Origin of the sequence: Pantoea sp. PNA 03-3 (assembly GCF_003201175.1) — a bacterium.
GTDB lineage: Bacteria > Pseudomonadota > Gammaproteobacteria > Enterobacterales > Enterobacteriaceae > Pantoea > Pantoea stewartii.
On the sequence record NZ_QICO01000004.1, the window covers coordinates 132,614 to 159,101 of the forward strand.

Below are 26,488 nucleotides of genomic sequence, written 5' to 3' on the forward strand. Positions count from 1 at the left end.
GCCTTAACCACCACGCTTTTGATTATCCAGTACCTGTTTGAGTTCCTGAGGGCTTTGGTAGCCCGGGATCATCATTCCGCTATCGGTCAGAATGGCGGGCGTGCCCTGAATGCCGAACAGAATGCCGAGTTTATACTGCTGACCAATGTCAGTGTTGCATGACGCAGGCGCCTCCATCTTCGGCGCATCACCTTTCATCGCGTCATCGAAGGCTTTGTTACGATCGGCGCTGCACCAGACCGCTTTCATGGCGCTGGCGACATTACCGTTCATCCCTTCGCGTGGGAAAGCAAGATAACGAACCGTGATGCCCAGCGCATTGTAATCGGCCATCTGCTCGTGCAGCTTGTGACAATAGCCACAGGTAATGTCCGTGAACACCGTGACCACATGCTGCTCTTTTGGCGCTTTATAGATGATCATCTCCGGAACCAGCGCGTCGACCTTTTTATCCAGCAGCGTATTGGTCACGTTCACCGGTTGCGTGCCGCTGACATCATAAAGGGGACCCTGGATCATGTGCTTACCATCATCGGTCACATACAGGACGCCGCTTTCGCTGAGCACGGTTTTGAAGCCTGGCAGCGGAGACGGCTGAATCTCGGTCTGGTGTAAACCCAGTTTTTTCAGGGAAAGCTGAATAGCGCTGTCATCAGCGTGGGTTAAACCGGAAAAGGCGCTGACCAGCAGCGCCAGCGTGGCAACATGTTTGTTCATTGTTTTCCTTATATCCGTCGGTCATGCACGCGGATGATGCTGTTGATGTAACAGTCGCAGACGTTCCGTGGCGACGTGAGTATAAATCTGGGTCGTGGAGAGATCGCTGTGTCCCAGTAACATCTGTACGACACGCAAGTCTGCTCCGTGGTTCAGCAAATGTGTGGCAAAGGCGTGGCGCAGCACATGGGGCGACAGCTTTTCGCTGTCAATGCCTGCCAGCGTGGCGTAGTGCTTGATTCGGTGCCAGAACGTCTGCCGCGTCATTTGCTGCGCGCGGCTACTGGGGAAGAACACATCCAGCGTTTGCCCGTTGAGCAACCACGGACGACCATGTTCCATATAATATTCCAGCCAGTAAACCGCCTCTTCACCTAATGGCACCAGGCGCTCTTTATTGCCCTTACCGATCACCCGCACCACGCCCTGACGCAGGCTGATGTCGTTCAGGGTTAATCCCACCAGCTCCGAAACACGCAGCCCGGTGGCATACAATAATTCCAGCATGGCTTTATCGCGCAGTTCCAGCGGCACGTTGACATCCGGAGCCTGCAGTAAACGCTCGACCTGTGCCTCGCTCAGATCTTTGGGCAGCCGCTGGGGCAGCTTTGGCGCGGCCAGTTGGGCGCTGGGATCGTCCACACGAATCTTTTCACGGTACAGGTACTGAAACAGGCGGCGCATAGCGCTGAGCAGACGCGCTGAGCTGGTGGCCTTATAGCCGCCTTCCAGTCGCTCTGCGAGAAACTGTTGCAGATCCTGCGGGCTTAATGACACCAGCGTCAGGCCGTGATGTGCCAGCCAGCCGGTGAGCGTTTGCAGGTCCTGTCGATAGGAGGACAAGGTATTTTGCGCCAGATTGCGCTCAATCCACAGCGCGTCAAGAAACTGTTCTGTCAGTTCGCTGTCTTGCACGTTTTCCCCGCCGTTCAGTCTGAAATCGTGCTCATTATGCCTGATTCACCCCTGCTTCTGATACAATTACGCCAAAGTCTGGATTAACAGAGCACTATCTGCATGAAAATTGGTCTTTTTTACGGTTCCAGTACCTGCTACACCGAAATCGTAGCGGAGAAGATTCGGGATTTTATTGGCGACGAGTTAGTGACGTTGCACAACGTGAAAGATGACGATCCGCGTCTGATGGAAGAGTACGACCTGCTGATTTTGGGCATTCCGACCTGGGACTTTGGCGAGCTACAGGAAGACTGGGAGGCCATCTGGCCGCAGTTGCCCACCCTCAATCTGCATAACAAGATAGTGGCGCTTTACGGCATGGGCGACCAGATTGGCTATGGTGAATGGTTTCTCGACGCGCTGGGTATGCTGCACGACCTGCTGCAACCCATGGGCGTGCAGTTTGTCGGCTACTGGCCGCTGGATGGCTATGAATTTACCAGCCCCAAACCGCTTAGCGCGGATGGCAAACAGTTTGTGGGGCTGGCGCTGGATGACGTCAATCAGTTTGACGTGACGGATGAGCGCGTTGAGCAGTGGTGCGAGCAGATTCTGACGGAAACGGCCGAACGCCTGTAGGCTGTCGGTGTTAACGCGCGCGTTGTCTGTCGCGAAAACAGCAGGCGCGTAAGGCGCGCCATTCAGCAGGCTGCATATTATCCTGCATGAGCCAAAACCGCGTTATCCTGCCCTGAGGGTTCTTCATGACCAGCAACACCGCGCCAGGTAACCAGTAAAGCGGTTGCTGCGTTTGCCAGTGTTCATCCTGCCAGTGCCAGTCACGGGCACTGTCGCGTCGTAGCGCTCCACAGCGCAGACACAAGCGCCTGTCCTGCCGCCATCCTTCCCACACGATGAGGGCGAACAGCACCGGCTTTATCACCCACTCTGCCGCAGGCAAGGGCATCAGCCCGACGCCGGCTAGCGTTACCACCAGCGTCAGGGCAAGGATTGTACGCGCCTGCAACGAGGGATGAAGGTTACATTGCCACCGGGCCGCGTTCACGATTACGCTGCTGAATAAGCTTCACCATGCGTTTCAGCTCGGGATCGGCTGGCTCGCCGTGGTTCATCATCCAGTTGAAAAGGTCCGGATCGTCACTTTTCAGCAGGGCAATGAAAACCTGCTTGTCGGTATCGTTTAACGTGTCATATTCGTACTTGAAGAACGGCATAATAGCGACATCCAGTTCCAGCATGCCACGACGGCAGGCCCATTGAACGCGCGATTTATCATGAATATCCATGCATCAGTTTTCCTGTTTCACATCGTGGCGACTAGTGTAACCTGGATTAACAGCGGCTGCAGGCTCCAGACTTCGTCATGTGCACAACGCCGCAGGATGACGCTTTTGCTGGCGTTCATCACGCGTTTTGTGCGCCCTGTTCAGTAAACAGGTTGCAATGCCAGTCTGCTCTTTTACCATTGAAGATATTGTTCCGGATGAACCTTCATACTCAGGATTTATCAATGCCAACATTTACGCTTCCCCCACGTCAACCTGCGGCCTCATCGCGTCTGCCGCTCACGTTAATGTCTCTGGATACCTGGGCTCTGGTGTCTGTAGTGGGCCCTGACAGTACGTCCTATTTGCAGGGTCAGTTGACGCTGGATGTCGCCGCGCTGGATGCCGCCCATCATCTGCCCGCCGCCCACTGCGATGCGAAAGGCAAAATGTGGAGCAATCTGCGTCTGTTTCACCGCGGCGAAGGTTATGCCTATTTAGTGCGCCGGGCACTGCGTGATACTCAGTTGCCGGAGCTAAAAAAATACGCCGTATTCTCTAAAGTGACGCTGGCCGCCGATGACGATGTGGTGTTACTGGGCGTTGCCGGTTTCCAGGCTCGGGCGGCGCTGGCCGACCGGTTTGAAGCCCTTCCTGACAGTACCACTCCCGTGGTGCAACAGGGCGAAACCACCCTGCTGTGGTTTGCCCAGCCCGCAGAGCGCTTTTTACTGGTCACCTCGCTTGCTGAGGCAGAAGCACTGAAACAGAAGCTGGCCGAGGATGCTCAGTTAACAGACAGCACACAGTGGCTGGCCCTGGACATTGAAGCCGGTATTCCGGTGATTGAACCTGCGACCAGCGCGCAGTTTATTCCCCAGGCGACTAATTTGCAGGCACTGGACGCGATCAGCTTCAAAAAAGGCTGCTACACCGGGCAGGAGATGGTGGCCCGCGCGAAATACCGTGGCGCCAATAAGCGCGCCCTGTACTGGCTGTCAGGCCAGGCCAGCCATCTGCCTGCCGCAAACGACTCGCTGGAATTGCAGATGGGTGAACGCTGGCGTCGCACAGGTACCGTTCTCGCCGCCGTGCAGCTTGATGATGGCGTGACCTGGGTGCAGGTCGTGATGAATAACGATCTGGAGCCAGACAGCGTATTGCGCGTCGAAGGGGATGAAGGAGGCAAACTCACTATTCAGCCTTTGCCTTATTCGCTGGACGAAAACTGAGTGTCGGGGCGGGAACCTCTCCCGCCCTGTTTCTACATGACGTAGAAATAAATGGCGCAGAAATGACAGATGCAGCCGCCTAACACGAAACCGTGCCAGATGGCGTGATTAAACGGCACGCGGCGCGCCACATAAAAGCTCACCCCCAGGGAATAGATGATGCCTCCCAGCGCCAACAGCCAGATTCCCCCCGGCGACAGTTTCATCGCCAGTTGATAGACCACCACCAGCGACAACCATCCCATACAAAGATACGTGACCAGTGACAGCACCTTATAGCGTTCAGCGATCGTCAGTTTAAACAGGATGCCCAGCAGCGCCAGTCCCCAGATGACCGCCATTAATGCGTGAGCCAGCGGTGACTGCAGCCCTGTCATCAAAAACGGCGTATAAGTGCCCGCAATCAACAGATAAATGGCGCAGTGATCCACTTTTTTCAGCACGCGTTTGGCGCGTGGATGACTGACAGCGTGATAAAGCGTGGACGCCAGAAACAGCACGATCATGCTGCCGCCATACAGGCTTGAGCTGACAATGGTGGTGACATCCGCATGGATCGCTGTTGCTTTAACCAGTAGCAGCACTAACCCAACGATTCCAAAGAGGCAACCCAGCCCGTGACTGATACTGTTGGCAATTTCCTCTGCCAGTGGATAGCCCTGCGTGGAAAAATGTTTATGCGTCATAACCTTCCTGCCTAAAAGTGAGAGCCATTGCAGATTAATCACCAGACAAATTAATCAGAAAAACTTTCAGTGTACAAGTGTAAGCTTAAATTAATTAATGCGGTCAACGCCGGTTCAAATTCTGTTAAAATGCTGACTGGTCAACTATCTGGTGATTTTTTCATGTTCGCGCATCACGATCTTGCCACGCTCAACGATCTGGAATTGCAGGTTTATCAGTACATCATCAGACATCGTGAAAGTGTCGGTTACATGACCATTCGTGAACTGGCGGAGCAGGCCGCCGTGTCAACTACCACCGTGCTGCGTTTCTGTCGCAAAATGCACTGTGAAGGCTGGTCTGAGTTTCGTATCCGTCTGCGGCTGGCCCAGGAACACACGGCCCCAGCTTTACCGGTCTCTGGCCCGGCCGATATGCTGAGTTTTTTTAAAAGCATCAATAATGCTGAATTTGAGCAGGTCATCACCCAGGCAGCCGCGATGATCAGGCAGGCTGAGCGGGTTTTTTTTATTGGTGTGGGCACATCAGGAAGCCTGGGAAAATACGGTGCACGTTTTTTTTCGAATGTGGGGAAATTCAGTCATGCTATTGATGATCCTTATTATCCCGTCAGTCCGAGCCTGTATGAAAATGCCCTGGCGATCATCCTTTCTGTCTCGGGCGAAACAGAAGAAGTACTGCGTATCGCCAGCCAGTTTAGCCTGAATAAATGCAAAATTATTGCGGTCACCAACAGTGAAAACTGTTCGCTGGCAAAAATGAGCGACTTTACGGTTTCCTATCACGTCCCGGTTATCCGCCTGGAGGATAACTGCGATATTACCACTCAGGTACCGGCGATTTATATTATCGAATCGCTTGGCCGACGGTTAAGCCAGTAAAACACAGCGTTTTTTAGCTGTGACAAATCCCTTTTTTCGCACGGTGTTATACCGTGACTTTATAAAGTGCTTTGCTACACTCAGCCCAATTTTATCTTTATTGGAGAGTGGGTAATGAGCTTACCAGACACATTTTTGTGGGGCGGTGCCGTCGCGGCTCACCAGGTTGAAGGCGGGTGGGATCAGGGTGGAAAAGGTATTAGCATCGCTGACGTGCTGACAGGGGGTGCACACGGCGTGGATCGTGTCATTACCGATGGCGTTCAGCCCGGAAAATTTTACCCTAATCATCAGGCCGTCGAGTTTTACTCACACTACAAGCAGGATATTGCGTTATTTGCGGAGATGGGATTTAAATGCTTCCGTACCTCGATTGCGTGGACGCGTATATTCCCTAGTGGCGATGAGCAGCAACCTAACGAAGCCGGCCTGCAGTTTTATGATGACCTGTTTGATGAATTACTGAAATATGGCATCGAACCAGTAATCACCCTTTCCCATTTTGAAATGCCCTACCACCTGGTAAAAGAGTATGGCGGCTGGCATAACCGTAAAGTCGTCGATTTCTTTGTGCGTTTCAGTGAAGTCGTGCTGGAACGATACAAAAATAAAGTTAAATACTGGATGACCTTTAACGAAATTAACAACCAACGTAACTGGCAATATCCGCTGTTTGGCTACTGCTGTTCCGGCGTTATTTTCACCGACCATGAAAAACCTGAACAGGCGATGTATCAGGTCATGCACCATCAGTTCGTTGCCAGTGCCCGGGTGGTGAAGCGCGGACACGAGATCAACCCGGACTTCAAAATTGGCTGCATGATCGCCATGGTGCCGGTTTATCCGTTCTCCTGCCATCCGGACGATGTCATGCTGGCTAAAGAAGCGATGCATCAACGCTATGTCTTTAGCGATGTACAAATGCGCGGTTACTACCCTGCCTACGCGCTGAAAGAGTGGGAACGCAAAGGCTACCACATTGAGATGCAACCAGAGGATGCAGATACCCTGCGTCAGGGCTGTGCCGATTACATCGGTTTCAGCTATTACATGAGTAATGCCGTGCAGCACAGCGCCAGCGGTATTGACGACCCCATTACCGGTTTTGACGGGGTGGTCAAAAACCCGCATGTCAGCGCCTCAGACTGGGGCTGGCAGATCGATCCCGTTGGCCTGCGTTATGTGCTGAACGACCTGTACGAACGCTACCAGAAGCCGCTGTTTATCGTGGAAAACGGCTTTGGCGCGATCGACAAACCGAATGCGCAGGGCGTGATCGAAGATGATTACCGCATTGCGTATCTGGCGGCGCATATCGCAGAGATGAAAAAAGCCGTCATTCATGATGGTGTGGATCTGATGGGATATACGCCGTGGGGCTGCATCGATTGTGTATCCTTTACGACCGGCCAGTACGACAAGCGCTACGGTTTCATTCACGTTAACAAAAACGACGATGGCAGCGGTGATTTCTCACGCGCGAAAAAGAAAAGCTTTGCCTGGTATCAGCAGGTTATCGCCAGTAACGGTGAAAAGCTGTAAGTCGGCTGCCGCAGCGTCACGCTGCGGCATGAATTTACCGCCCGCCGGCGGCATCAATGATGCTGCCGGTGATGTAAGAGGCCGCATCGCTGGCCAGCCAGATCACCACTTCTGCAATTTCTTCGGCATGTCCACCACGTCCCATCGGAACGCCGCTCGCCAGTCGGTCGACCCGGCCGGGCTCCCCGCCATCGGCATGCATCCCGGTGTAGATCAGACCGGGCCGCACACCATTGACACGAATCCCCTGTTGCGCGACCTCCAGTGACAGACCTTTCGTCAGCGTATCCATCGCGCCCTTCGATGCGGCATATTCGACATATTCACCGGGAGAACCCGTACGGGCTGCCGCGGAGGAAACGTTCACGATACTGCCGCCCAGTCCTCCCAGGTGCGTTCCCATGCGCCGGACGGCTTCACGACAGCAGAGGAAGGTGCCCGTGACATTTGTGGCAAAAACCTGTTGAATGCGCGCCGCGTCCAGTTGCTCAAGACGGCATTGCTGAAACAGGATACCGGCGTTATTTACCAGCAGCGAGAGCGGCAGGTTCTCCTGATCCAGCCGTTGAAACAGCGCCATGACCTGCGCCTCGTCACTGATATCGGCCTGTACGCTAAAGGCTTCTCCGCCGTTACGCACAATCTCATCCACCACCCGCTGCGCTTCACTTTCGCGCGCGCGATAATTCACGGCCACACGGTAGCCCCGTGTCGCCAGTAAAACGGCGGTCGCACGGCCAATGCCGCGACTACCGCCAGTAACAAGCGCGAGTTTCATCTGAGCCTCCATAAAAAAGGGCCGAAAACCGGCCCTCAAAACAGTTGTGTTAACCCGACTCAGGCATAGTCGCTCATCGGTACACATGAGCAGAACAGGTTGCGGTCACCAAAAACATCATCCAGGCGCTTCACTGTTGGCCAGTATTTATTGTGGCTGCCTGCCGGGAAAACGGCCAGCTCGCGGCTGTAAGGATGCGACCATTCGCCAGTCACTTCCATTTGTGTGTGAGGCGCGTTAACCAGCGGATTATCATCCATTGGCCACTCGCCCTTTTCCACCCGCCCAATTTCCATACGAATCGCCAGCATGGCATCAATAAAGCGGTCCAGCTCCAGTTTGCCTTCCGATTCGGTAGGTTCCACCATCAGCGTGCCCGCGACCGGGAATGACATGGTTGGCGCATGGAAACCGTAGTCGATGAGGCGTTTTGCAATATCCAGTTCACTGATCCCGGTCTGCTCTTTCAGCGGACGAATATCCAGAATACATTCGTGCGCCACACGACCATCCCGCCCGGTATACAGAATCGGATAAGCTGATTTCAGACGGCTGGCGATGTAGTTGGCATTGAGAATCGCCACCGAACTGGCCTGCTTGAGCCCTTCCGCGCCCATCATGCGGATGTACATCCAGCTGATTGGTAAAATGGAAGCACTGCCAAACGGTGCAGCAGAGACAGCGCCCTGCTGTGTCAGCACACCATCAATCTGCACCACGCTGTGACCGGGTACAAACGGTGCCAGATGCGCTTTCACGCCAATAGGTCCCATGCCCGGGCCGCCGCCGCCGTGCGGAATACAGAAAGTTTTGTGCAGGTTAAGGTGCGAAACGTCAGCGCCAATATAACCCGGCGTCGTAATGCCCACCTGGGCATTCATGTTCGCACCGTCCAGGTACACCTGGCCGCCATACTGATGCACGATCTGGCACACTTCACGAATAGTCTCTTCGTACACGCCGTGCGTGGATGGGTAGGTCACCATGATGCATGACAGTTTATCGCCCGCCTGTGCGGCTTTTTCGCGCAGGTCGCCCAGATCGATATTACCCTGTTTGTCACAGGCCACGACCACCACATCCATGCCCGCCATCTGGGCTGAGGCCGGGTTGGTCCCGTGTGCTGAGCTGGGAATCAGGCAAAGGTGACGTTCACCTTCACCACGGCTTTCATGGTAACGACGAATCGCTAACAGCCCCGCGTATTCCCCCTGTGCACCGGAGTTCGGTTGCATGCAGAGCGCATCGTAACCGGTAAGCTGAACCAGCCACTGGGAAAGCTGGCTAATCATTTGCAGGTAGCCGCCCGCCTGTTCTGCCGGGCAGAACGGATGCATTTCGGCAAATTCAGGCCAGGTGATGGGAATCATCTCTGCGGCAGCGTTAAGCTTCATCGTGCATGAACCCAGCGGAATCATCGCCTGGTTGAGAGCCAGATCTTTTTTCTCCAGGCTGTGCATATAGCGCATCATCTCGGTCTCACTGTGATGGCGATTGAACACAGGGTGAGAGAGGATGTCGCTGACGCGCTGCTGGCTTGCAGGGATTGACTGGCTGTCTGCCGCAACCTGGCTATCAAGTTGATCGATATCCAGACCATGATCATCGCCCAGCAGGATGGCGAACAATGTCGCAACGTCTTCACGACATGTGGTTTCATCCAGCGTGATACCGACAGCGTTATGAATATCACTACGCAGGTTAACGCCGAAACTCAGCGCACGGTTTAACACGGCGGCTTTATCGGTCACGTCCACTGTCAGCGTGTCGAACCAGTGGTGATGACGCAGCTTCAGCCCGCCACGTTGCAGTCCGGCAGCCAGGATATCGGTGAAGCGGTGAATACGTGAAGCGATACGTTTCAGCCCAACAGGTCCGTGGAACACGGCATACAGTCCCGCGATATTGGCCAGCAGCACCTGAGAGGTACAGATATTGGAGTTGGCTTTTTCCCGACGGATATGTTGCTCGCGAGTTTGCATCGCCATACGCAACGCGGTGTTGCCAGCGGCGTCGCGTGAGACACCGATAATACGGCCAGGCATAGAACGCTTGTGTTCATCACGGCTGGCAAAAAAGGCCGCATGAGGACCGCCATAGCCCATTGGTACACCAAAGCGCTGAGCGGAACCGAACACAATATCCGCGCCCTGCTTGCCCGGCGATTCAAGTAACACCAGGGCCATAAAATCCGAGGCCACGCTGACGACTACTTTACGGGTTTTCAGCTCGGCAATCAGGCTGGTGTAATCGTGTACCTCGCCCGTGGTGCCCACCTGCTGAAGCAGGACACCAAACAGATTATCGTGCTCCAGGGCTTTCTCCGCGCTGTCGATAATCAGTTCAAAACCAAAGGTTTCGGCGCGGGTCCGTACCACATCCAGCGTTTGCGGATGGATATCATCAGCGATAAAGAACCGGTTGGCATTTTTCAGTTTGCTGATGCGTTTTGCCATCGCCATCGCTTCGGCCGCCGCGGTGGCTTCATCCAGCAGTGAAGCGGACGCGATATCCATGCCGGTCAGATCAATGGTGACCTGCTGGAAGTTTAGCAGCGCCTCCAGGCGTCCTTGAGACACTTCGGGCTGATACGGCGTGTAAGCCGTGTACCAGCCCGGATTTTCCAGCATGTTCCGCAGGATAACGGGCGGCGTTATCACCGCACTGTATCCCATGCCGATCCAGGATTTGTAGCGCAGGTTTTGCGCGGCAATCGCTTTTAACTCTGCCAGCGCCTGCTGTTCAGTTGCCGCATCGCCAACAGCGGGCGGACCGGGCAACTGAATGTCGGCGGGAACAATAGAACCAATCAACGACGCCAGAGAGCTGGCACCAATCGCCTCCAGCATAACGGCCTGTTGTTCTGGCGACGGACCAATATGGCGCTCAATAAACGCACCGTTGTGTTCAAGCTGGCTGAGAGTCTGAGTCATGAGCTGTAAATCCTGAATCGGGCTGGGGAACAGAGAGTGCTGGTCAGATATCGGCGGCCTCATCTGGAGGCCGCGCAACGATTACTCGTCAATAGATGCTTTGTAGGCATCCGCGTCCAGCAGTGAGTCTAGTTCTGACTCATCGCTGGCTTTGATCTGGAATAACCAGCCGTCCTGATAAGGCTCGCTGTTAACCAGCTCTGGGGAATCATTCAGCGCGTCGTTCACGGCGATAATTTCGCCACTGACAGGAGAATAGATATCGGAAGCCGCTTTTACGGATTCGGCGACGGCGCACTCTTCGCCGGCAGCGAACGTCGCCCCTACTTCTGGCAGGTCCACAAAGACCATATCGCCCAGTAATTCCTGCGCGTGTTCGGTGATGCCGACGGTGTAAGATCCATCCGCATTTTTGCGCAGCCATTCATGACTGTCGCGGTATTTCAACTCAGCTGGCACATTGCTCATCGCCCTTTCTCCTGTAATTATGTTTTACTGCGCAACCGGCTTGCCGGCGCGAACGAAAACGGGTTTAGTCACTTTTACGGGCATTTCACGGTTGCGGATTTCAACGATAGCGTCTTCGCCAATGCCCGCAGGCACGCGGGCCAGCGCAATGCTGTAACCCAACGTTGGTGAGAAAGATCCGCTGGTAATAATGCCCTGCTGCATCTGCCCCTGACTATCCGTAAAACGCACGGGCAGGCCGTTACGCAGTACGCCTTTTTCTGTCAGGATCAGGCCAACCAGTTTTTCAGTGCCTTTTTCGCGCTGACTTTCCAGTGCTTCGCGCCCGATAAAATTGCGGTTCGCCGGTTCCCAGCACAGGGTCCAGCCCATGTTGGCGGCCAGCGGTGAGACGCTTTCATCCATTTCCTGACCGTAAAGATTCATGCCCGCTTCCAGACGCAATGTATCACGTGCGCCCAGTCCGGCGGGTTTGACGCCCGCGGCGAGCAGGCGCTGCCAGAATGTAACGGCCTGCGCCGCAGGTAGCGCGATCTCATAACCCGCTTCGCCGGTATAACCGGTGGTGGCGATAAACAGCTCCCCGGCCTGGATGCCAAAGAACGGCTTCATACCTTGTACAGCCTGACGCTGTGCATCACTGAAGAGCGTTTGTGCTTTTTGCTGGGCCTGTGGGCCCTGCACGGCGATCATCGCCAGATCGTCACGCTCCCGGACTTCCACGCCATAACCCTGCGCATGTTCATTGATCCATGCCAGATCCTTTTCACGCGTCGCAGAGTTCACGACCAGGCGGAAAAACGTCTCATCCATGAAATACACGATCAGATCGTCAATCACGCCGCCCGACGCATTCAGCATGCCGGTGTAAAGCGCTTTGCCGGGTTGCGTCAGCCTCGCGACATCGTTTGCCAGCAGAAAACGCAAAAACTCACGCGTACGTGCACCGTGCAGATCGACGATGGTCATGTGCGAAACATCAAACATGCCTGCGTCGTTGCGAACAGCATGATGTTCATCCAGTTGGGAGCCATAGTGCAGCGGCATCATCCAGCCATGGAAATCCACCATACGCGCACCGTTTTCCTGATGCTGGTCAAACAGAGGTGTGTGCTGAGTCATAACTATCCTGTGCTGAAACAAGTAAGTTTGAAACCACGCCGCCGGGAGCCGACGCAAACGTTCTCTTTGCAATGACGTTACCACTGAACGGGTCGATTAACCATAAGCAAAGCGAGGTCGAACGCAGACGCACAGCCTAATCGCGCAAAAGAAAAAGCAGGACAAAAGACTGTAATTTTGTGATTAAACACACAACAAATACGACCTATTCATTTTTTTACAGCCATTTTATTCGTACCGACACGCAAGATGTTAAAAAAATAGCGAAGCAAAAATGGCGTCGAATAAAAATAAGTAATGCGAAACATCACGCAAAATTAGAATAAATCAAATGAGGCGCTGCAACGGTGCAGGACTGCATTTTTACGGTGCAGTCCTTTTTTAAAATAAAAAAGCCAGCAATTACGCTGGCTTTAAGAAAGGGATTCGCGTCAGCGAAGCCAGGCGGGAATGTCGTTCAGGCCCATCGCCTGCCGCAACATGACAGGTTTCACGCCCGGTAAATTATCGGCCAATTTTAGCCCGACATCGCGAAGCAGCTTTTTAGCCGGATTATTGCCCGCAAACAGCTCCCGAAATCCCTGCATGCCCGCGAGCATCATGGCGGCACTGTGTTTACGGCTGCGTTCATAGCGGCGCAGATAGAGGTGCTGCCCGATATCTTTGCCCTGCTGATGCAGGCGGCGAACTTCACCAATCAACTCTGCGGCATCCATAAAACCGAGATTGACACCCTGCCCGGCCAGCGGATGAATGGTATGCGCAGCATCGCCCACCAGCGCCAGGCGATGTGCAGCAAAGCTGCGCGCATAGCGTGCCGTGAGGGGGAATGCCTTCCGTTCGCCTTCCAGTTCGCACAGGCCAAGGCGCATATCAAACGCCACCGACAACTGTTGATTAAAGAGCGCCTCAGGCATCGTTTCCAGCCGGGTGGCTTCCTGGGGCGACAGCGACCAGACGATGGAGCACAGATGCGGATCCTGCATCGGCAGAAACGCCAGAATGCCATCCCCATGGAATACCTGACGCGCGACGCCATCATGTGGCATGGAGGTACGGATGTTCGCCACCAGGGCATGGTGTTCATAATCCCAGAAAGTCAGCGGAATATCGGCTTTGTTGCGCAGCCAGGAATTGGCACCGTCTGCGGCAACCATCAGCCGTGCGCTCATCATGCCGCCATCCTGTAGCGTAATGAAGGCTTCGTTATCGCCAAATGCCACCTGCTGAAGATGTGACGACGGCAGCAACGTCACGTCACTGCACTGCCTGGCTCGCTGCCATAAGGCGCAGTGAATTACCGGGTTTTCGATAATGTGCCCGAGATGGGTTAAGCCCTGCTGCTCACCGTCAAATGAGATAGCACCGAAGCTGTCACGATCCCAGACTTCCATGGCCTGATAAGGGCTGGCTCTGAGCGACAGGATCGTCGACCAGACATCCAGTTTTTGTAAAAGACGTTCACTGGCCGCATTGATAGCCGATACGCGGACAGACGGAGAAGCGGTGGCATCAAATTGCGGCTCGGGCGCTTGTTCGAGTACGGCGATACGCAAGCCACTGCCCTGCAGACCGCAGGCCACGGCCAGTCCTACCATACCGCCACCGGCGATCACCACATCATAAGTTTGCATCAGTGCCTCTCAGTTAACGCTTAACCCAGCCAAGCGTGCGCTCGGCCAGAAGATTTCTCAGCAACGGCAGATGATCCATTGCCAGCAGGCCAAGGTTGCGCCCGACGACCAGCGGTGCATGGCGGTTGGCAAACAGGCGCACCAGACCGTCGGTGAGACCGATGGTCGTGGCCCGATCCTGTTGGCGACGCTGGCGGTAATGCTGCAGGACAGCATAGCTGCCGGGGTCCTGTTGCTGCCGGTGCGCGGTGGCCAGGGTTTCGGCTAAGGACATGACATCCCTCAGGCCCAGGTTAAATCCCTGCCCGGCAATAGGGTGCAGCGTCTGGGCTGCGTTGCCCACGGTGGCAACACGATGTGAAACGACCGGTTCGGCCTGTTGCAATGCCAGCGGATAGATATCGCGTTTACCGGTGTGGGTAAATTTCCCCAGTCGCCAGCCGAACGCGTGCTGAAGTTCGCTGAGAAACGTCTCGTCGTCCCAGCGCTCAAGCTGCGGGCGTTTATCCAATGAATGACACCACACCAGCGACAGTCGGTTGTCAGACATCGGCAGCAGGGCGAGCGGGCCGAACGCAGTAAACCGTTCAAAGGCCCGCCCCTGGTGCGGTATCTCGCTGGTGACATTCGCAATGAGTGCCAGTTGCTGATAAGTTTCGGTTTGCCACTGAATACCGCAGGCTGCCGCGACAGCCGAACGCGTGCCATCAGCCGCCACCAGCACATCAGCGTCCAGTTGTTCATCATTATCCAGCGTGACCTTCACGTGCGCCTGAGTACGGTTCACATTGGTGACCCGTGCCGGACAGCGCAGGGTGACGCCGGGAGCCTGTTTAAGCTGCGCGAATAAACGCTGGCCTACGTCGAACAATTCGACGACCTGGCCCAGCGCGGGAATCGCATAGTCGCTGGCCGCCAGTGAGACAAAACCCGCATGACCCCGATCGGAAACATGGATCGTCGTGATCGGCGTTGCGCAGGGGGCAATGCGCTGCCAGAGATTAATATTGGCCAGTTGCTGACAGGTGCCGGCAGACAGCGCAATGGCACGGCCGTCATAACCCGGATGCGCGCGGCTGGCAGGTTCGCTGCTTTCGATCAGCGTGACGGGCAGCGCGCCCTGTGTCAGGTGCGAAATAGCCAGCGCCAGCGTGGCACCGGTCATTCCGCCACCCGCGATGAGGACGGTCATCCTGCGCGTGCCGCCGCCATCAGCGCCTCAATAGCATCCGGATCTTTCACCACGCTGTCAGTGAGATTCTCGTTACCTGTTTCAGTGATCACAATGTCATCCTCAATGCGAATGCCGATACCGCGGTATTCCACCGGCACGTCGGCATCGGGGGCAATGTATAAGCCTGGTTCAATAGTAATGACCATGCCCGGTTCCAGAATGCGATCCCGGCTTGGCGTGCCGTAGTGCCCCACATCATGGACATCCAGCCCCAGCCAGTGGCTCAGGCCATGCATAAAGAATTTGCGATGCGCGTCTTCAGCAATTAACGCGTCAACCTCGCCCTGCAACACGCCCAGTTCAACCAGACCGGTCACCATGATGTGCACCACCTCATCATTCACCTCGCGAATACTGACGCCAGGCCGGAAACGGGATAATGCCGTCTCTAATGATTTCAGCACGATGTTGTAGACAGCACGTTGAGCAGGTGAGAATTTACCGTTTACCGGGAAGGTGCGGGTAATATCGCCTGCGTACCCCTGCCATTCACATCCCGCATCAATCAGCACCAGGTCGCCATCCCGCAGCTCACATTCATTCTCGGTATAGTGCAGAATACATCCATTTTCACCGGAACCGACGATGGTGTTGTAGGAGGGAAAACGCGCACCGTGGCGGTTAAACTCATGATGAATTTCGCCTTCCAGATGGTATTCGTACAGGCCGGGGCGACAGGCCTGCATAGCGCGCGTATGGGCCAGCGCACTGATCTCACCTGCACGGCGCAGAATGGCGATTTCTTCCGGACTTTTGAACAGGCGCATCTCATGCACCCAGGGACGCCAGTCTGTCAGGCTGGCAGGGGCGCTCAGGTTCTGGCGGAAACCGCGACGTAGTTTATCCAGCGCACTGAACACCAGCTTGTCAGCCTCAGGATATAACCCTTGCGCGTGATAAACCTCATCCAGACCGTTCAACAAAAGATGAAGCTGCTCACCGATATCGTTCCAGGGCAGTGCGCGATCCACACCCAGTTTTGCCGGTGCCGCCTCCTGGCCCAGACGGCGACCAAACCAGATTTCTGCGGTCAGGTCGCGGACACGATTAAACAGCACACTGTGGTTGTGGTTCTCATCACTTTTGATCAGCACCAGTAAGGCTTCAGGCTCATTAAAACCTGTGAAGTACCAGAAATCACTGTTTTGACGAAACGGATATTCGCTGTCGTTACTGCGCGTTACTTCAGGCGCCGCAAAAATTAACGCTGCGCTGCCCGGAACCATTTTCGCTAACAGCGCCTGACGACGCTGCTGGAAGGTCTCCAGTGAAATCATGTCTGCACTCCCTGTTGAACTGAGATATCTGGCTTAGTGTAACGTTGGCTTCTGTACTTCAGGTGCGGTTGGCTGCGGGCGCGTGAACGTATCGTGACAAAGTAGCGCCGCGACGCGGACGTACTCGATCACCTCCTCCAGCGACTGCTCCAGCTCTTCCTGATCTTCGTCTTCGTCATAGCCAAGCTGCGCGATAGTACGCAGATCATCAATGGCCTCGCCGGTTTCGCCGGTGACCTTATCCAGTTTAGGCTGAGTTACGCCCAGACCGAGTAAAAAATGGTTTACCCAGCCAGCCAGGGCGTCAGCCCGATCAAACACGGTGATGTCATCATCGTCGGGCAGCATCAGTTGAAAGAGAAAGCCATCTTCTTCAAGCGCCGTCGTAATATTTGCATGCAAATCCTGCAGCGGCTGGGCCAGCGTGTGCGAAAAAGCCATGCCTTCATTCGCGAGATCGTGGACCAGCGTTTTCCAGCTGGTATCCTGATTACCGCCACACAGAATACCGCTGAGTAATCCGTGCATTTCGGCAGGTGTCATTCCGACGCCGTGCTGTGAGAGCGCCGCCGCCAGCGCATTGTAATCAGGGGTTGCGTTCTGTGAAGACATCATTTTTCATCGTCGTTGGCTGTAAGAGTTCGTGGTATGCTACCACTAGCTGCCTCAAGGTTTCCAGAAAAGGGGTTGTATCTTATTTCTCAGGTCTATATAGTTGCCCGCCTCCCAGGCCATTGAAGGCTAAGGGAATGGCGAGCCAGGTAATCAGTCAGGAAGGTGGCATGTCTGCACAACCGGTAGATTTACAAATTTTTGGTCGTTCTTTGAGAGTAAATTGTCCGCCTGAACAGCAAGATGCGCTGAACGCGGCGGCGGAAGATCTCAATCAACGGTTGCAAGATTTAAAAGTTCGCACTAGAGTCACCAATACAGAGCAACTGGTGTTCATTGCCGCGTTAAACATTTGCCATGAACTGGCACAAGAAAAAAACAAGACGCGCGACTATGCTGCTAATATGGAACAACGAATCCGTATGTTACAGCAGACGATAGAGCAGGCATTAGTTGAGCAAGGTCGCATAACTGATCGTCAGGATGCGAAGTTCGAATAATACTTCATGGTCACTGTGCTACACTGACGGTGAAGTCAATTTTCTCTGAGATGTTTGCAAGTGGGCCAGTCCCCTGAGCCGATATTTCATACCAACAGAATGTGACGCTCCGCAACCTGTGAGCATGCTCGGTCCGTCCGAGAAGCCTGATGGTTGCGACGGCATGTTCACCTTGAACCAAGGGTTCAAGGGTTACAGCCTACGGCGGCATCTCGGAGATCTCCTTTCTGGTTGTACTGCATTATCCCCCACCAGACATGATATAGTGCGTCGCTCAGGCGACTTCTTCTGGGGGACACCATGTCAGAACCCTCTTTACTTCAGCGACAGGACATTCGTCAGCATGTTCGTCATTTACGTCGCGCCTTAACCCCGGAACAGCAACATACTGCCGCCGAACAGCTTGCGGAACACGCGATTAACTTTGCGCCTGTCTCCGACGCCCAAAACGTCGCGCTGTTCTTATCCGTCGATGGGGAAATTAATACGCGTCCGCTTATCGCAAAATTATGGCAGCAGAACAAACGCGTTTATCTTCCTGTGCTTCATCCCTTCTCTGCCGGTCATCTGCTTTTTCTGCGCTATACGCCAGAAACGCCGTTGAGCCCGAACAAGCTACGTATTCCTGAACCGCCACTCGATATCCGGCATATGGTTACGCTGGACGAACTGGATGTGATGATGGTGCCGCTGGTGGCCTTTGATCGCAGTGGTCAGCGTCTGGGCATGGGGGGCGGTTTTTACGACCGCACGTTACAAAACTGGAAACAGCACGCTTTTTTACCGGTTGGCATCGCGCACGACTGCCAGTTGGTCGATTCGCTGCCTGTGGCGGCCTGGGATATTCCTTTGCCCGCCGTGCTGACGCCGTCAACGTTGTGGTTGTGGGAAGAATAAACCCAGGCACTGTTGTGCGCCTGGGTTGATTATTTTGATAAATCAGTAGAGGAGACGGGCGCGGATAGTGCCAGGGATAGCCTTCATCAGCTGCAGCGCTTTCTCTGCCAGTTCGTGCTCGGCATCGATATCAATCACCACATACCCCATCATGGGTGAGGTTTGCAGGTACTGCGCGGCGATATTGATGCCCTGTTCGGCAAAAATCTGGTTAATTGCGGTCAGCACACCCGGACGGTTTTCATGAATGTGCAGCAGACGGCTTGCGCTGACGCCGTGCATCGGCAAGGACACTTCAGGGAAGTTCACTGCAGACAGCGTTGAACCGTTATCGGAATATTTCGCCAGTTTGCCTGCCACTTCGATACCAATGTTTTCCTGCGCTTCTTCGGTGGAACCCCCGATGTGTGGCGTCAGAATGACATTATCGAACTCACTCAGTGGCGAGACAAACGGATCGCTGTTTGTGGCTGGCTCAACCGGGAACACGTCAATGGCCGCGCCCCCGACCTGCTTGCTGGCCAGCGCGTCACACAGTGCCGGAATATCCACGACGGTGCCGCGTGAGGCGTTGATTAACAGCGCGCCAGGTTTCATCTGCGCCAGCTCGTCAGCAGAGATCATATTTTGTGTCGAGGCAGTTTCAGGCACATGCAGACTGACGACATCGCTCATATTCAGCAACTGCGTCAGGCTTCGCACCTGCGAGGCATTACCCAGCGGCAGCTTATTTTCAATATCGTAAAAATACACGTGCATGCCCAGGCCCTCAGCCAGCACGCCTAACTGCATACCAATGTGACCATAGCCGATAATGCCCAGCTTCTTACCGCGCGCTTCGAATGAGCCTTTAGCAATCTTATTCCAGACACCGCGATGGGCTTTGGCGTTCGCTTCTGGCACGCCACGCAGCATCAGCAGCATTTCGCCAATCACCAGTTCGGCGACCGAGCGCGTGTTAGAGAACGGGGCGTTAAAAACGGGAATACCGCGCTTTGCCGCCGCATTTAAATCAACCTGGTTGGTACCGATACAGAAACAGCCCACAGCGACCAGTTTTTCTGCTGCGGCAAAAATCTCTTCAGTCAGTTGGGAACGGGAACGGATACCGATAAAGTGCGCGTCACGGATGGAAGCCTTTAATGACTCGCTATCCAGTGCGCCTTTGTGGAATTCAATATTGGTGTAACCTGCAGCACGAAGATTGTCCAGCGCGCTCTGGTGGACACCTTCCACCAGCAGGAACTTAATCTTGTCTTTTTCCAGTGAAACCTTTGCCATTTCCCAACCCTATTCAGAATTCAACGAGGACTGAACGCAGTCAGCCAGCAGTCAAAATATCAAAAAAAACGCCAGCAGCAATACAAACGATTGCCTGACCGGCTGGCTGGCTGGATTCAGAAGCCAAACTTTGCCGGACAAAATCGTGGGTTGGCCGCATCGGGGAGAATGAACCCGCTGTTGATGACGCTTATGTGACATAAGTCACCAAATTTCAGCCTGGCGAGAAAAGTTTTTTTTTAATTAAAAAAACGCGGGCGCAAATTATGCGCCCGTCGCGTTATTTTTTCAGCGTTTTGACCCCATCCGGTCCGCCAATCAACGCCACATCGGCACCCCGGGTAGCGAAAAGCCCGACGGTGACGACGCCCGGTAACGCGTTAATGGTTTTTTCCAGCTCAATGGGATCCAGAATACGCAGATTATGCACGTCCAGGATGATATTACCGTTGTCAGTGACGACATTCTGGCGATACTCAGGCAAACCGCCCAGCCTGACCAGTTCACGCGCGACGTAGCTGCGTGCCATGGGAATCACTTCAACGGGCAACGGAAAACGCCCCAGCACGTCGACTTCTTTCGATGCATCGGCAATACAGATAAACTTTTTAGCCACGGCCGCGACGATTTTTTCGCGGGTCAGCGCGGCACCGCCGCCTTTGATCATCTGCATCTGGGGATTAATTTCGTCGGCACCATCAACATAGATGGCCAGGTCATCGATTTCATTCAAATCAAACACCTGAATACCGAGGCTTTTGAGCTTTTGCGTGGAGGCTTCAGAACTGGACACGGCACCTTCAATCTGGTGTTTGATGCTGCCGAGCGCATCAATAAAATGGGCAGCGGTAGAGCCTGTTCCCACGCCGACGATCGTACCTGGCTGGACATAATCAAGTGCAGCCCAACCAACAGCTTTTTTCAGTTCATCCTGCGTCATGGTATGTTTAGAACCTGTGCGATAAGAAAATGCGCGTAGTATAAAGCAAGGTTTGCTGAAAATGCTCGGATGCATTGGGCGGATTTAATGCTTTGGAAGCCAGCCCACAAAAATACCCCAGACTTTTGCTCAGGCACATTTGTGGCATCGTAACGTCCACCCTGAAGGAGAGAAAAGAATAATGAAACGCCCGGACTACAGAACGCTTCAGGCGCTGGACGCAGTGATACGTGAACGTGGCTTTGAACGTGCTGCGCAAAAACTGTGCATCACCCAGTCGGCCGTATCGCAACGCATCAAACAGCTGGAAAACCTGTTTGGTCAGCCGCTGTTGGTTCGCACCGTGCCCCCTCGTCCCACTGAGCAGGGGCAAAAGCTGCTTGCGCTGTTGCACCAGGTTGAACTGCTGGAGGAAGAGTGGCTGGGGGACGAAATCAGCGGTACGACGCCGTTACTGCTCTCCCTGGCGGTGAACGCCGACAGTCTGGCCACCTGGCTGTTGCCTGCATTAAAAGACGTGCTGGCCGATTCGCCGGTGCGCCTTAACCTCCAGGTTGAAGATGAAACCCGTACGCAGGAACGGCTGAGACGTGGCGAAGTGGTCGGCGCAGTCAGTATCCAGCCCCAGCCTTTACCCAGTTGTCTGGTTGATCAACTGGGCGCCCTGGATTACCTGTTTGTGGCTTCCCGTGACTTTGCCGAGCGCTTTTTTCCCAACGGCGTCACCCGTTCCGCGTTGCTGAAAGCGCCTGCCGTCGCATTTGACCATCTGGATGATATGCATCAGGCCTTTTTACAGCAGAACTTCGATCTTTCGCCGGGCAGCGTGCCCTGCCATATCGTTAACTCTTCTGAAGCCTTTGTGCAGATGGCCCGTCAGGGCTCGACCTGCTGTATGATCCCGCATCTGCAGATTGAGCGCGAACTGGCGAGCGGTGAGCTGATCGATCTGACACCGGGGCTGTATCAGCGCCGGATGTTGTACTGGCACCGTTTTGCACCGGAAAGCCGACTGATGCGTCGGGTCACCGATGCGCTGATTGCGCATGGTCATCGAGTTCTGCGTCAGGACACGATGGAATAGCGGCCAAAGGCGAAAGTGAAGGTCGGATAAACTGGGGACGGTGCGTGTCAAACGCGACTCTCTGCCGCTACCGGGCAGCATTCCCGGTCTGCTTATTCTCCTGACAAACCGCCCGGAACCGGACAGCCTGTCCGGGCTTCTGCTGAACTAAAGAGAATAATCCCCTGTGCCACAGCAAGCGTCAGGCATTGCAGTGAGAGTGTACCCTGCTAAAAGCAGCACGGCTCCATGGCCATCAGGGGCGTGATTTCAGCAGGTGATACCGGGCGCTGAAAAGCGGGAATCAACCAGGGATTGCCCCCGCAGGAATGCGGGGGAAAAGCGCCGCCGGCAAAGGAACAGGCCGACTGCGACAGTCCGTCAGGTTGCTGAGCGATGGAAAGGCACCACATCAGCGGCGCAAAGCGCGCCTGGTAAACACGGCCGCTGATGGCTTCACGACAGCGTCGATAGGCTTACTGTGCCGTATTGGGTTTCATCTCAAAAACCACATCAACCTGGTCATCGAAGTTAATGCTTTGCTGGTCGTAGGTTTCCTGCGCGGAAGTATCGGCCGCTGCCGCGGAGGCTTTAAACATGCGATTCATCGGCATAGGCTGGTAGTTAGCGACCTGATAGCGAATGCTGTAGATTGGCCCCAGTTTGGCGTTAAAGCCTTCTGCCAGTTCTGTGGCTTGCTGAGTCGCATTTTTGATGGCGGCTTTCAGCGCCTGCTGCTTGTAGCGCTCAGGATTGGCGACGCCTAACTCGACGCTGCGAACTTCGTTCAGGCCCGATTTCAGCGCGCCGTCAAGCAGCTCATTCAGCTTGTCCAGCTGGCGGACGGTCACCTGAACCTGACGTACCGCACGGTAACCTTTCAGCTGCGATTTACCGTCTTTGGTATAATCGTATTCTGGCTGCGTGGTCAGGTTGGCCGCTTCAATATCCTTTTTCTCGATGCCGTTTTTCTGCAGGAAATCAAAATACTGCGCAACACGACTGTCGACCTGTTTCTTTGCCTCTGCGGCATCTTTCGATGAGACATTCACCACAATTGACAGCGTCGCGATATCCGGGCGGGCATCAACCGTCGCTTTGCCTGACGTCACAACATGCGGTCCGTTTGGCAGTTCATCAGCCTGTGCGCTTAAAGGCAATGCCCCTGCGCTCATCATCGCGACAAGCGCCAATGCTTTCAGTTTCATGAAAGTCCTCCTTGAAAGGTCAGTTCGGTGGCTTCGGGTCCGAAGCCGGCACGCGCATCATATTACGCCTTGCTTGGAGTGAAGGTAATGACAAAAGTTCGGAAAACGGGTCTGGATAACCCGTTTTCGTTTACCTTTTGCTCAAAATCCTTTGATGGCCTGCTGTACGAGTTGAAACGCGATAAACCACATGACCGCGCCGACCAGCAGGTTGATGAGGCGTTGCGCGCGCGTTGTCTGCAGTAACGGCGCAAGCCAGGCCGCCAACAGGGCTAAGCCAAAAAACCACAACACAGAGGCACTGACGGTCCCCAGGGCGAACCACTGACGCGCGTGGGTATCAGGAAACTGGCTTCCCAGGCTGCCAAGCACAACAAAGGTATCGAGATAAACGTGGGGATTGAGCCAGGTGACTGCCAGCAGGGTGGCAATGATCCGGCCTCGGCTCTGCCGGATATCCAGGCCTGACGCCAGCGCCAGCTCGCGGCGAAAAGCGGTCCGTAATGCGCCCCAGCCATACCAGAGCAAAAAGGCCACACCTGCCCAGGTAATCACGGTCAGCAGCAGTGGCGACTGCTGCAGGAGCGCACTTCCCCCAAAAATCCCCGCGCAGATCAGCACGACATCGCTCAGCGAGCAGAGCGTGGCGGTCATCAGATGATAGTGCCGTTTCACGCCCTGATTAAGTACGAAGGCATTTTGTGGCCCCAGCGGCAGAATAAGCGCGGCCCCAAGAGCAAGCCCTTGAAAATAAATCGATAACACGGGAAATATCCTTACATCAGTCAGATGTCAGGCATTATAGGGAAGCCGATATGATTAGCGGAAATGGAAAAAATTAATACGTCATTAGCCATTTTAATGGGCGGCGGCTGCCGCCCATCGGCTTAACGGGTGACCGCAGTTTCCGCGTCAGGTTTGTTCACCTGATGCAGATGGACATCCATCTGTGGGTAAGGAATACCAATGCCTTTGTTATCCAGCGCACGTTTGAAGTTCTTGAGCAGATCCCAGTAAACGTCCTGCAGATCGCTACTGTTGCTCCAGCAACGCACAACGAAATTCAGCGATGAAGCGCCCAATTCATTCAGGCCAATCTGGATGCCACGATCTTTTAAGACACGCTGATCGGCTTCCACCACTTCACGCAGCAGGGCAATCACCTCATCCACATCGGCTTCATAGGCCACGCCGACAATGAATTCATTACGGCGCACGGGTTCACGCGAGAAGTTGATGATATTCCCGCTGATGATTTTGCCATTGGGCACCACCACAATCTTGCCATCCGCCGACCGCAGTGTGGTCGAGAAAATCTGCACATTCAGTACGGTGCCCATCACGCCGCCCAGATCAACAAACTCACCGGTACGGAAAGGACGGAACGTGACCAGCAGTACACCGGCTGCCAGATTGGACAATGAACCCTGTAGCGCAAGGCCGACGGCCAGACCTGCCGCACCCAGCACGGCAATGACCGACGCAGTTTGCACGCCAACGCGTCCCAGCGCAGCAATCACCGTAAACGCAATGACGCCATAACGAACCAGCGCGGAAAGAAAGTCTGCCACGGTGGCGTCAATATGACGCGCGATGAGCAGACGATTAACGGCGTTTGAAATCACTCTGGCGATGACCATCCCGACAATAATGATGGCAACAGCCGCAACGATATTCACGGCATAACTCAGAATCAGCGCCTGGTTGTGTACTAACCAGCCACCGGCACTGTTGATACCATCCACAACATTTAAGTCTTCCATTTGTAAGCCCTGTTGATGAATCCCCGAGGGGAAAAACAAAAACTGCCAGATGTAATCCGACACCCAGGGATTAAGGGTAATCAATTATTTAGCCTGGTGCCAAATTACATGGCACCATAATGAGGACGGGCAGCCTGAATCGTCGCCACAATGCGTTTGACTCCCCTCGCTTCGCCCTTCCCTGTTGAGAAGTTTTTGAGCATAAAAGGTGGTGAGCGATGCCGCTGTAACCGGACGTCGACTTATCAAAAGCGCAAAGAGAAAGGTGTGCAAAGGCGGGATAAAAAAAGTCCCGATCGGCTGATCGGGACAGAGTCAGTCACGCTGACGTCCTGAAGACCTCAGCGCTGAGCAACGCTACTTACAGAACGTCAACGGCGTTGAGTTCTTTGAACGCCTGCTCCAGACGCACCACCATGGATGCCTGCGCAGCGCGCAGCCAGACGCGTGGATCGTAGTATTTCTTGTTCGGCTTATCAGCGCCTTCTGGGTTACCCAGCTGCGCCTGCAGATAGCCTTCGTTCTTTTTGTAGTACTGCAGAATACCGTCCCAGGTCGCCCATTGAGTATCGGTATCGATGTTCATCTTGATCACGCCGTAGCTGATAGACTCTTCGATTTCTGCAGCAGAAGAACCTGAACCACCGTGGAACACGAAATCCAGCGCATTGTGCGGCAGGCCATGTTTTTCACAGACAAATTTCTGGGAGTCACGCAGGATGGTTGGGGTCAGTTTCACGTTACCGGGTTTGTAAACGCCGTGGACGTTACCGAAGGATGCCGCAATGGTGAAACGCGGGCTGATCGCATTCAGTTTTTCGTACGCGTAGTTCACGTCTTCTGGCTGGGTGTACAGGGCGGAAGCGTCCATGTGGCTGTTGTCCACGCCATCTTCTTCACCGCCGGTGCAGCCCAGTTCGATTTCCAGGGTCATGTCGATTTTCGCCATGCGCGCCAGGTATTTGCTGCTGATTTCGATGTTTTCTTCCAGTGACTCTTCAGACAGGTCGATCATATGAGAAGAGAACAGCGGCTTGCCGGTTTTTTTGAAGTGCTCTTCGCCTGCGTCAAGCAGACCGTCGATCCACGGCAGCAGTTTTTTGGCACAGTGGTCGGTGTGCAGGATAACCGGCACGCCATACTGTTCAGCCATCAGATGCACGTGCTGTGCGCCAGAGATCGCACCGAAAATGGCGGCGCCCTGTGGCTTGTCGGTTTTAAAACCTTTACCGGCGATGAACGCAGCACCGCCGTTAGAGAACTGTACGATAACCGGGGCTTTAACTTTCGCGGCGGCTTCCAGCACAGCGTTAATTGAGTCAGTACCGACGCAGTTAACCGCTGGCAGAGCGAATTTATTCTCTTTCGCTACTTTGAAGATCTTCTGAACGTCGTCACCAGTGACAACGCCGGGTTTTACGAAATCAAAAATTTTAGACATGATTGTGTCCTGTTTCGTGACCGGTTATCCCCAACATGGGGACAGCGATTTAAACGCCCGGTATCGGGCGAGTTTTCAGGCAGTGCCGCCAGGCA

The 26,488-nt window shown here is 54.5% G+C and carries 26 protein-coding genes and 1 other RNA gene; 8 read left to right on the top strand and 19 right to left on the bottom strand.

Going from position 1 to position 26,488, the window contains the following annotated elements:
- Positions 1-3 precede the first annotated feature (3 nt).
- Complete coding sequence (dsbC, locus tag C7433_RS13620; protein ID WP_110268355.1) at positions 4-717, bottom strand: bifunctional protein-disulfide isomerase/oxidoreductase DsbC; 714 nt, start codon at positions 715-717, stop codon at positions 4-6.
- A 21-nt stretch (positions 718-738) separates the two neighbouring features.
- Positions 739-1,632 (bottom strand): site-specific tyrosine recombinase XerD, encoded by an 894-nt coding sequence (xerD, locus tag C7433_RS13625; protein WP_110268356.1) that lies wholly within the window; start codon positions 1,630-1,632, stop codon positions 739-741.
- Positions 1,633-1,734: 102 nt separating this feature from the next.
- On the opposite strand from xerD, the gene fldB reads away from it, so the two are divergent.
- Positions 1,735-2,253, top strand: coding sequence for a flavodoxin FldB (gene fldB / locus C7433_RS13630; protein ID WP_006120814.1), 519 nt, complete (start codon positions 1,735-1,737; stop codon positions 2,251-2,253).
- 10 nt (positions 2,254-2,263) lie between these two features.
- Here fldB and C7433_RS13635 read toward each other — a convergent pair whose 3' ends face one another.
- Together C7433_RS13635 and sdhE are read right to left on the bottom strand one after the other, a co-directional pair.
- On the bottom strand, positions 2,264-2,680 hold the full coding sequence (locus C7433_RS13635) for a protein YgfX (protein ID WP_110268357.1): 417 nt from the start codon (positions 2,678-2,680) through the stop codon (positions 2,264-2,266).
- A complete protein-coding gene (sdhE, locus tag C7433_RS13640; protein WP_006120816.1) occupies positions 2,655-2,921 on the bottom strand; it encodes an FAD assembly factor SdhE in 267 nt (88 codons plus the stop codon). The genes C7433_RS13635 and sdhE overlap by 26 nt, the downstream gene beginning before the upstream one ends.
- A 224-nt stretch (positions 2,922-3,145) precedes the next feature.
- Here sdhE and ygfZ point away from each other — a divergent pair, with 224 nt between their 5' ends.
- Positions 3,146-4,132 carry a tRNA-modifying protein YgfZ gene (gene ygfZ, locus C7433_RS13645; RefSeq protein ID WP_033739617.1) on the top strand — a complete coding sequence of 329 codons (987 nt, stop codon included), beginning with the start codon at positions 3,146-3,148 and terminating at the stop codon, positions 4,130-4,132.
- 32 nt (positions 4,133-4,164) lie between these two features.
- On the opposite strand, the gene C7433_RS13650 is transcribed toward ygfZ, so the two are convergent.
- Entirely contained in the window at positions 4,165-4,818 is a 654-nt protein-coding gene (locus C7433_RS13650) for a hemolysin III family protein (protein ID WP_110268358.1), read from the bottom strand.
- Between the two features lie 162 nt (positions 4,819-4,980).
- Between C7433_RS13650 and C7433_RS13655 the strand changes: the two genes are divergently transcribed.
- Positions 4,981-5,700, top strand: a complete 720-nt coding sequence (locus tag C7433_RS13655) for a MurR/RpiR family transcriptional regulator (protein WP_110268429.1) — start codon at positions 4,981-4,983, stop codon at positions 5,698-5,700.
- A gap of 114 nt (positions 5,701-5,814) precedes the next feature.
- Positions 5,815-7,242 (top strand): 6-phospho-beta-glucosidase, encoded by a 1,428-nt coding sequence (locus C7433_RS13660; protein WP_110268359.1) that lies wholly within the window; start codon positions 5,815-5,817, stop codon positions 7,240-7,242.
- A 34-nt stretch (positions 7,243-7,276) separates the two neighbouring features.
- Here the strand turns inward: C7433_RS13660 and C7433_RS13665 are convergent, their stop codons facing one another.
- The 8 genes from C7433_RS13665 to C7433_RS13700 form a co-directional block, all read right to left on the bottom strand.
- Positions 7,277-8,020 (bottom strand): SDR family oxidoreductase, encoded by a 744-nt coding sequence (locus tag C7433_RS13665; RefSeq protein WP_110268360.1) that lies wholly within the window; start codon positions 8,018-8,020, stop codon positions 7,277-7,279.
- 59 nt (positions 8,021-8,079) lie between these two features.
- Positions 8,080-10,953 carry an aminomethyl-transferring glycine dehydrogenase gene (gcvP, locus tag C7433_RS13670; RefSeq protein ID WP_110268361.1) on the bottom strand — a complete coding sequence of 958 codons (2,874 nt, stop codon included), beginning with the start codon at positions 10,951-10,953 and terminating at the stop codon, positions 8,080-8,082.
- An 81-nt stretch (positions 10,954-11,034) separates the two neighbouring features.
- On the bottom strand, positions 11,035-11,421 hold the full coding sequence (gene gcvH / locus C7433_RS13675; protein WP_033739626.1) for a glycine cleavage system protein GcvH: 387 nt from the start codon (positions 11,419-11,421) through the stop codon (positions 11,035-11,037).
- Between the two features lie 24 nt (positions 11,422-11,445).
- Positions 11,446-12,543 carry a glycine cleavage system aminomethyltransferase GcvT gene (gcvT, locus tag C7433_RS13680; protein ID WP_054687098.1) on the bottom strand — a complete coding sequence of 366 codons (1,098 nt, stop codon included), beginning with the start codon at positions 12,541-12,543 and terminating at the stop codon, positions 11,446-11,448.
- Positions 12,544-12,974: 431 nt separating this feature from the next.
- Positions 12,975-14,177, bottom strand: coding sequence for an FAD-dependent 2-octaprenylphenol hydroxylase (gene ubiI, locus C7433_RS13685; protein ID WP_006120825.1), 1,203 nt, complete (start codon positions 14,175-14,177; stop codon positions 12,975-12,977).
- Between the two features lie 13 nt (positions 14,178-14,190).
- Entirely contained in the window at positions 14,191-15,369 is a 1,179-nt protein-coding gene (ubiH, locus tag C7433_RS13690; RefSeq protein ID WP_110268362.1) for a 2-octaprenyl-6-methoxyphenyl hydroxylase, read from the bottom strand.
- Positions 15,366-16,688: a Xaa-Pro aminopeptidase gene (pepP, locus tag C7433_RS13695; protein ID WP_080752861.1), complete on the bottom strand. Its 1,323-nt coding sequence runs from the start codon at positions 16,686-16,688 to the stop codon at positions 15,366-15,368. The genes ubiH and pepP overlap by 4 nt, the downstream gene beginning before the upstream one ends.
- A 33-nt stretch (positions 16,689-16,721) precedes the next feature.
- Entirely contained in the window at positions 16,722-17,300 is a 579-nt protein-coding gene (locus C7433_RS13700; RefSeq protein ID WP_006120828.1) for a YecA family protein, read from the bottom strand.
- A gap of 170 nt (positions 17,301-17,470) precedes the next feature.
- Between C7433_RS13700 and zapA the strand changes: the two genes are divergently transcribed.
- From zapA to C7433_RS13715, 3 genes are all read left to right on the top strand, one after another.
- Complete coding sequence (gene zapA, locus C7433_RS13705) at positions 17,471-17,800, top strand: cell division protein ZapA (RefSeq protein WP_006120829.1); 330 nt, start codon at positions 17,471-17,473, stop codon at positions 17,798-17,800.
- A gap of 39 nt (positions 17,801-17,839) precedes the next feature.
- A non-coding RNA gene (ssrS, locus tag C7433_RS13710) (6S RNA) lies at positions 17,840-18,023 on the top strand.
- 77 nt (positions 18,024-18,100) lie between these two features.
- A complete protein-coding gene (locus C7433_RS13715; RefSeq protein WP_033739632.1) occupies positions 18,101-18,697 on the top strand; it encodes a 5-formyltetrahydrofolate cyclo-ligase in 597 nt (198 codons plus the stop codon).
- 42 nt (positions 18,698-18,739) lie between these two features.
- Here C7433_RS13715 and serA read toward each other — a convergent pair whose 3' ends face one another.
- Positions 18,740-19,978, bottom strand: a complete 1,239-nt coding sequence (gene serA / locus C7433_RS13720) for a phosphoglycerate dehydrogenase (RefSeq protein ID WP_006120831.1) — start codon at positions 19,976-19,978, stop codon at positions 18,740-18,742.
- 280 nt (positions 19,979-20,258) lie between these two features.
- A complete protein-coding gene (gene rpiA / locus C7433_RS13725; RefSeq protein WP_033739634.1) occupies positions 20,259-20,918 on the bottom strand; it encodes a ribose-5-phosphate isomerase RpiA in 660 nt (219 codons plus the stop codon).
- 181 nt (positions 20,919-21,099) lie between these two features.
- On the opposite strand from rpiA, the gene C7433_RS13730 reads away from it, so the two are divergent.
- Entirely contained in the window at positions 21,100-22,002 is a 903-nt protein-coding gene (locus C7433_RS13730) for a LysR family transcriptional regulator ArgP (protein ID WP_006120833.1), read from the top strand.
- A gap of 455 nt (positions 22,003-22,457) precedes the next feature.
- Here the strand turns inward: C7433_RS13730 and C7433_RS13740 are convergent, their stop codons facing one another.
- From C7433_RS13740 to fbaA, 4 genes are all read right to left on the bottom strand, one after another.
- Entirely contained in the window at positions 22,458-23,189 is a 732-nt protein-coding gene (locus C7433_RS13740) for an oxidative stress defense protein (RefSeq protein ID WP_006120834.1), read from the bottom strand.
- 141 nt (positions 23,190-23,330) lie between these two features.
- Entirely contained in the window at positions 23,331-23,954 is a 624-nt protein-coding gene (gene argO, locus C7433_RS13745) for an arginine exporter ArgO (protein ID WP_039339289.1), read from the bottom strand.
- Between the two features lie 122 nt (positions 23,955-24,076).
- Complete coding sequence (mscS, locus tag C7433_RS13750) at positions 24,077-24,952, bottom strand: small-conductance mechanosensitive channel MscS (RefSeq protein WP_006120836.1); 876 nt, start codon at positions 24,950-24,952, stop codon at positions 24,077-24,079.
- A 361-nt stretch (positions 24,953-25,313) separates the two neighbouring features.
- The gene (gene fbaA, locus C7433_RS13755; protein WP_039339288.1) at positions 25,314-26,393 is read right to left on the bottom strand and encodes a class II fructose-bisphosphate aldolase; all 1,080 of its coding nucleotides are present in this window, start codon (positions 26,391-26,393) and stop codon (positions 25,314-25,316) included.
- Between the last annotated feature and the right edge of the window lie 95 nt (positions 26,394-26,488).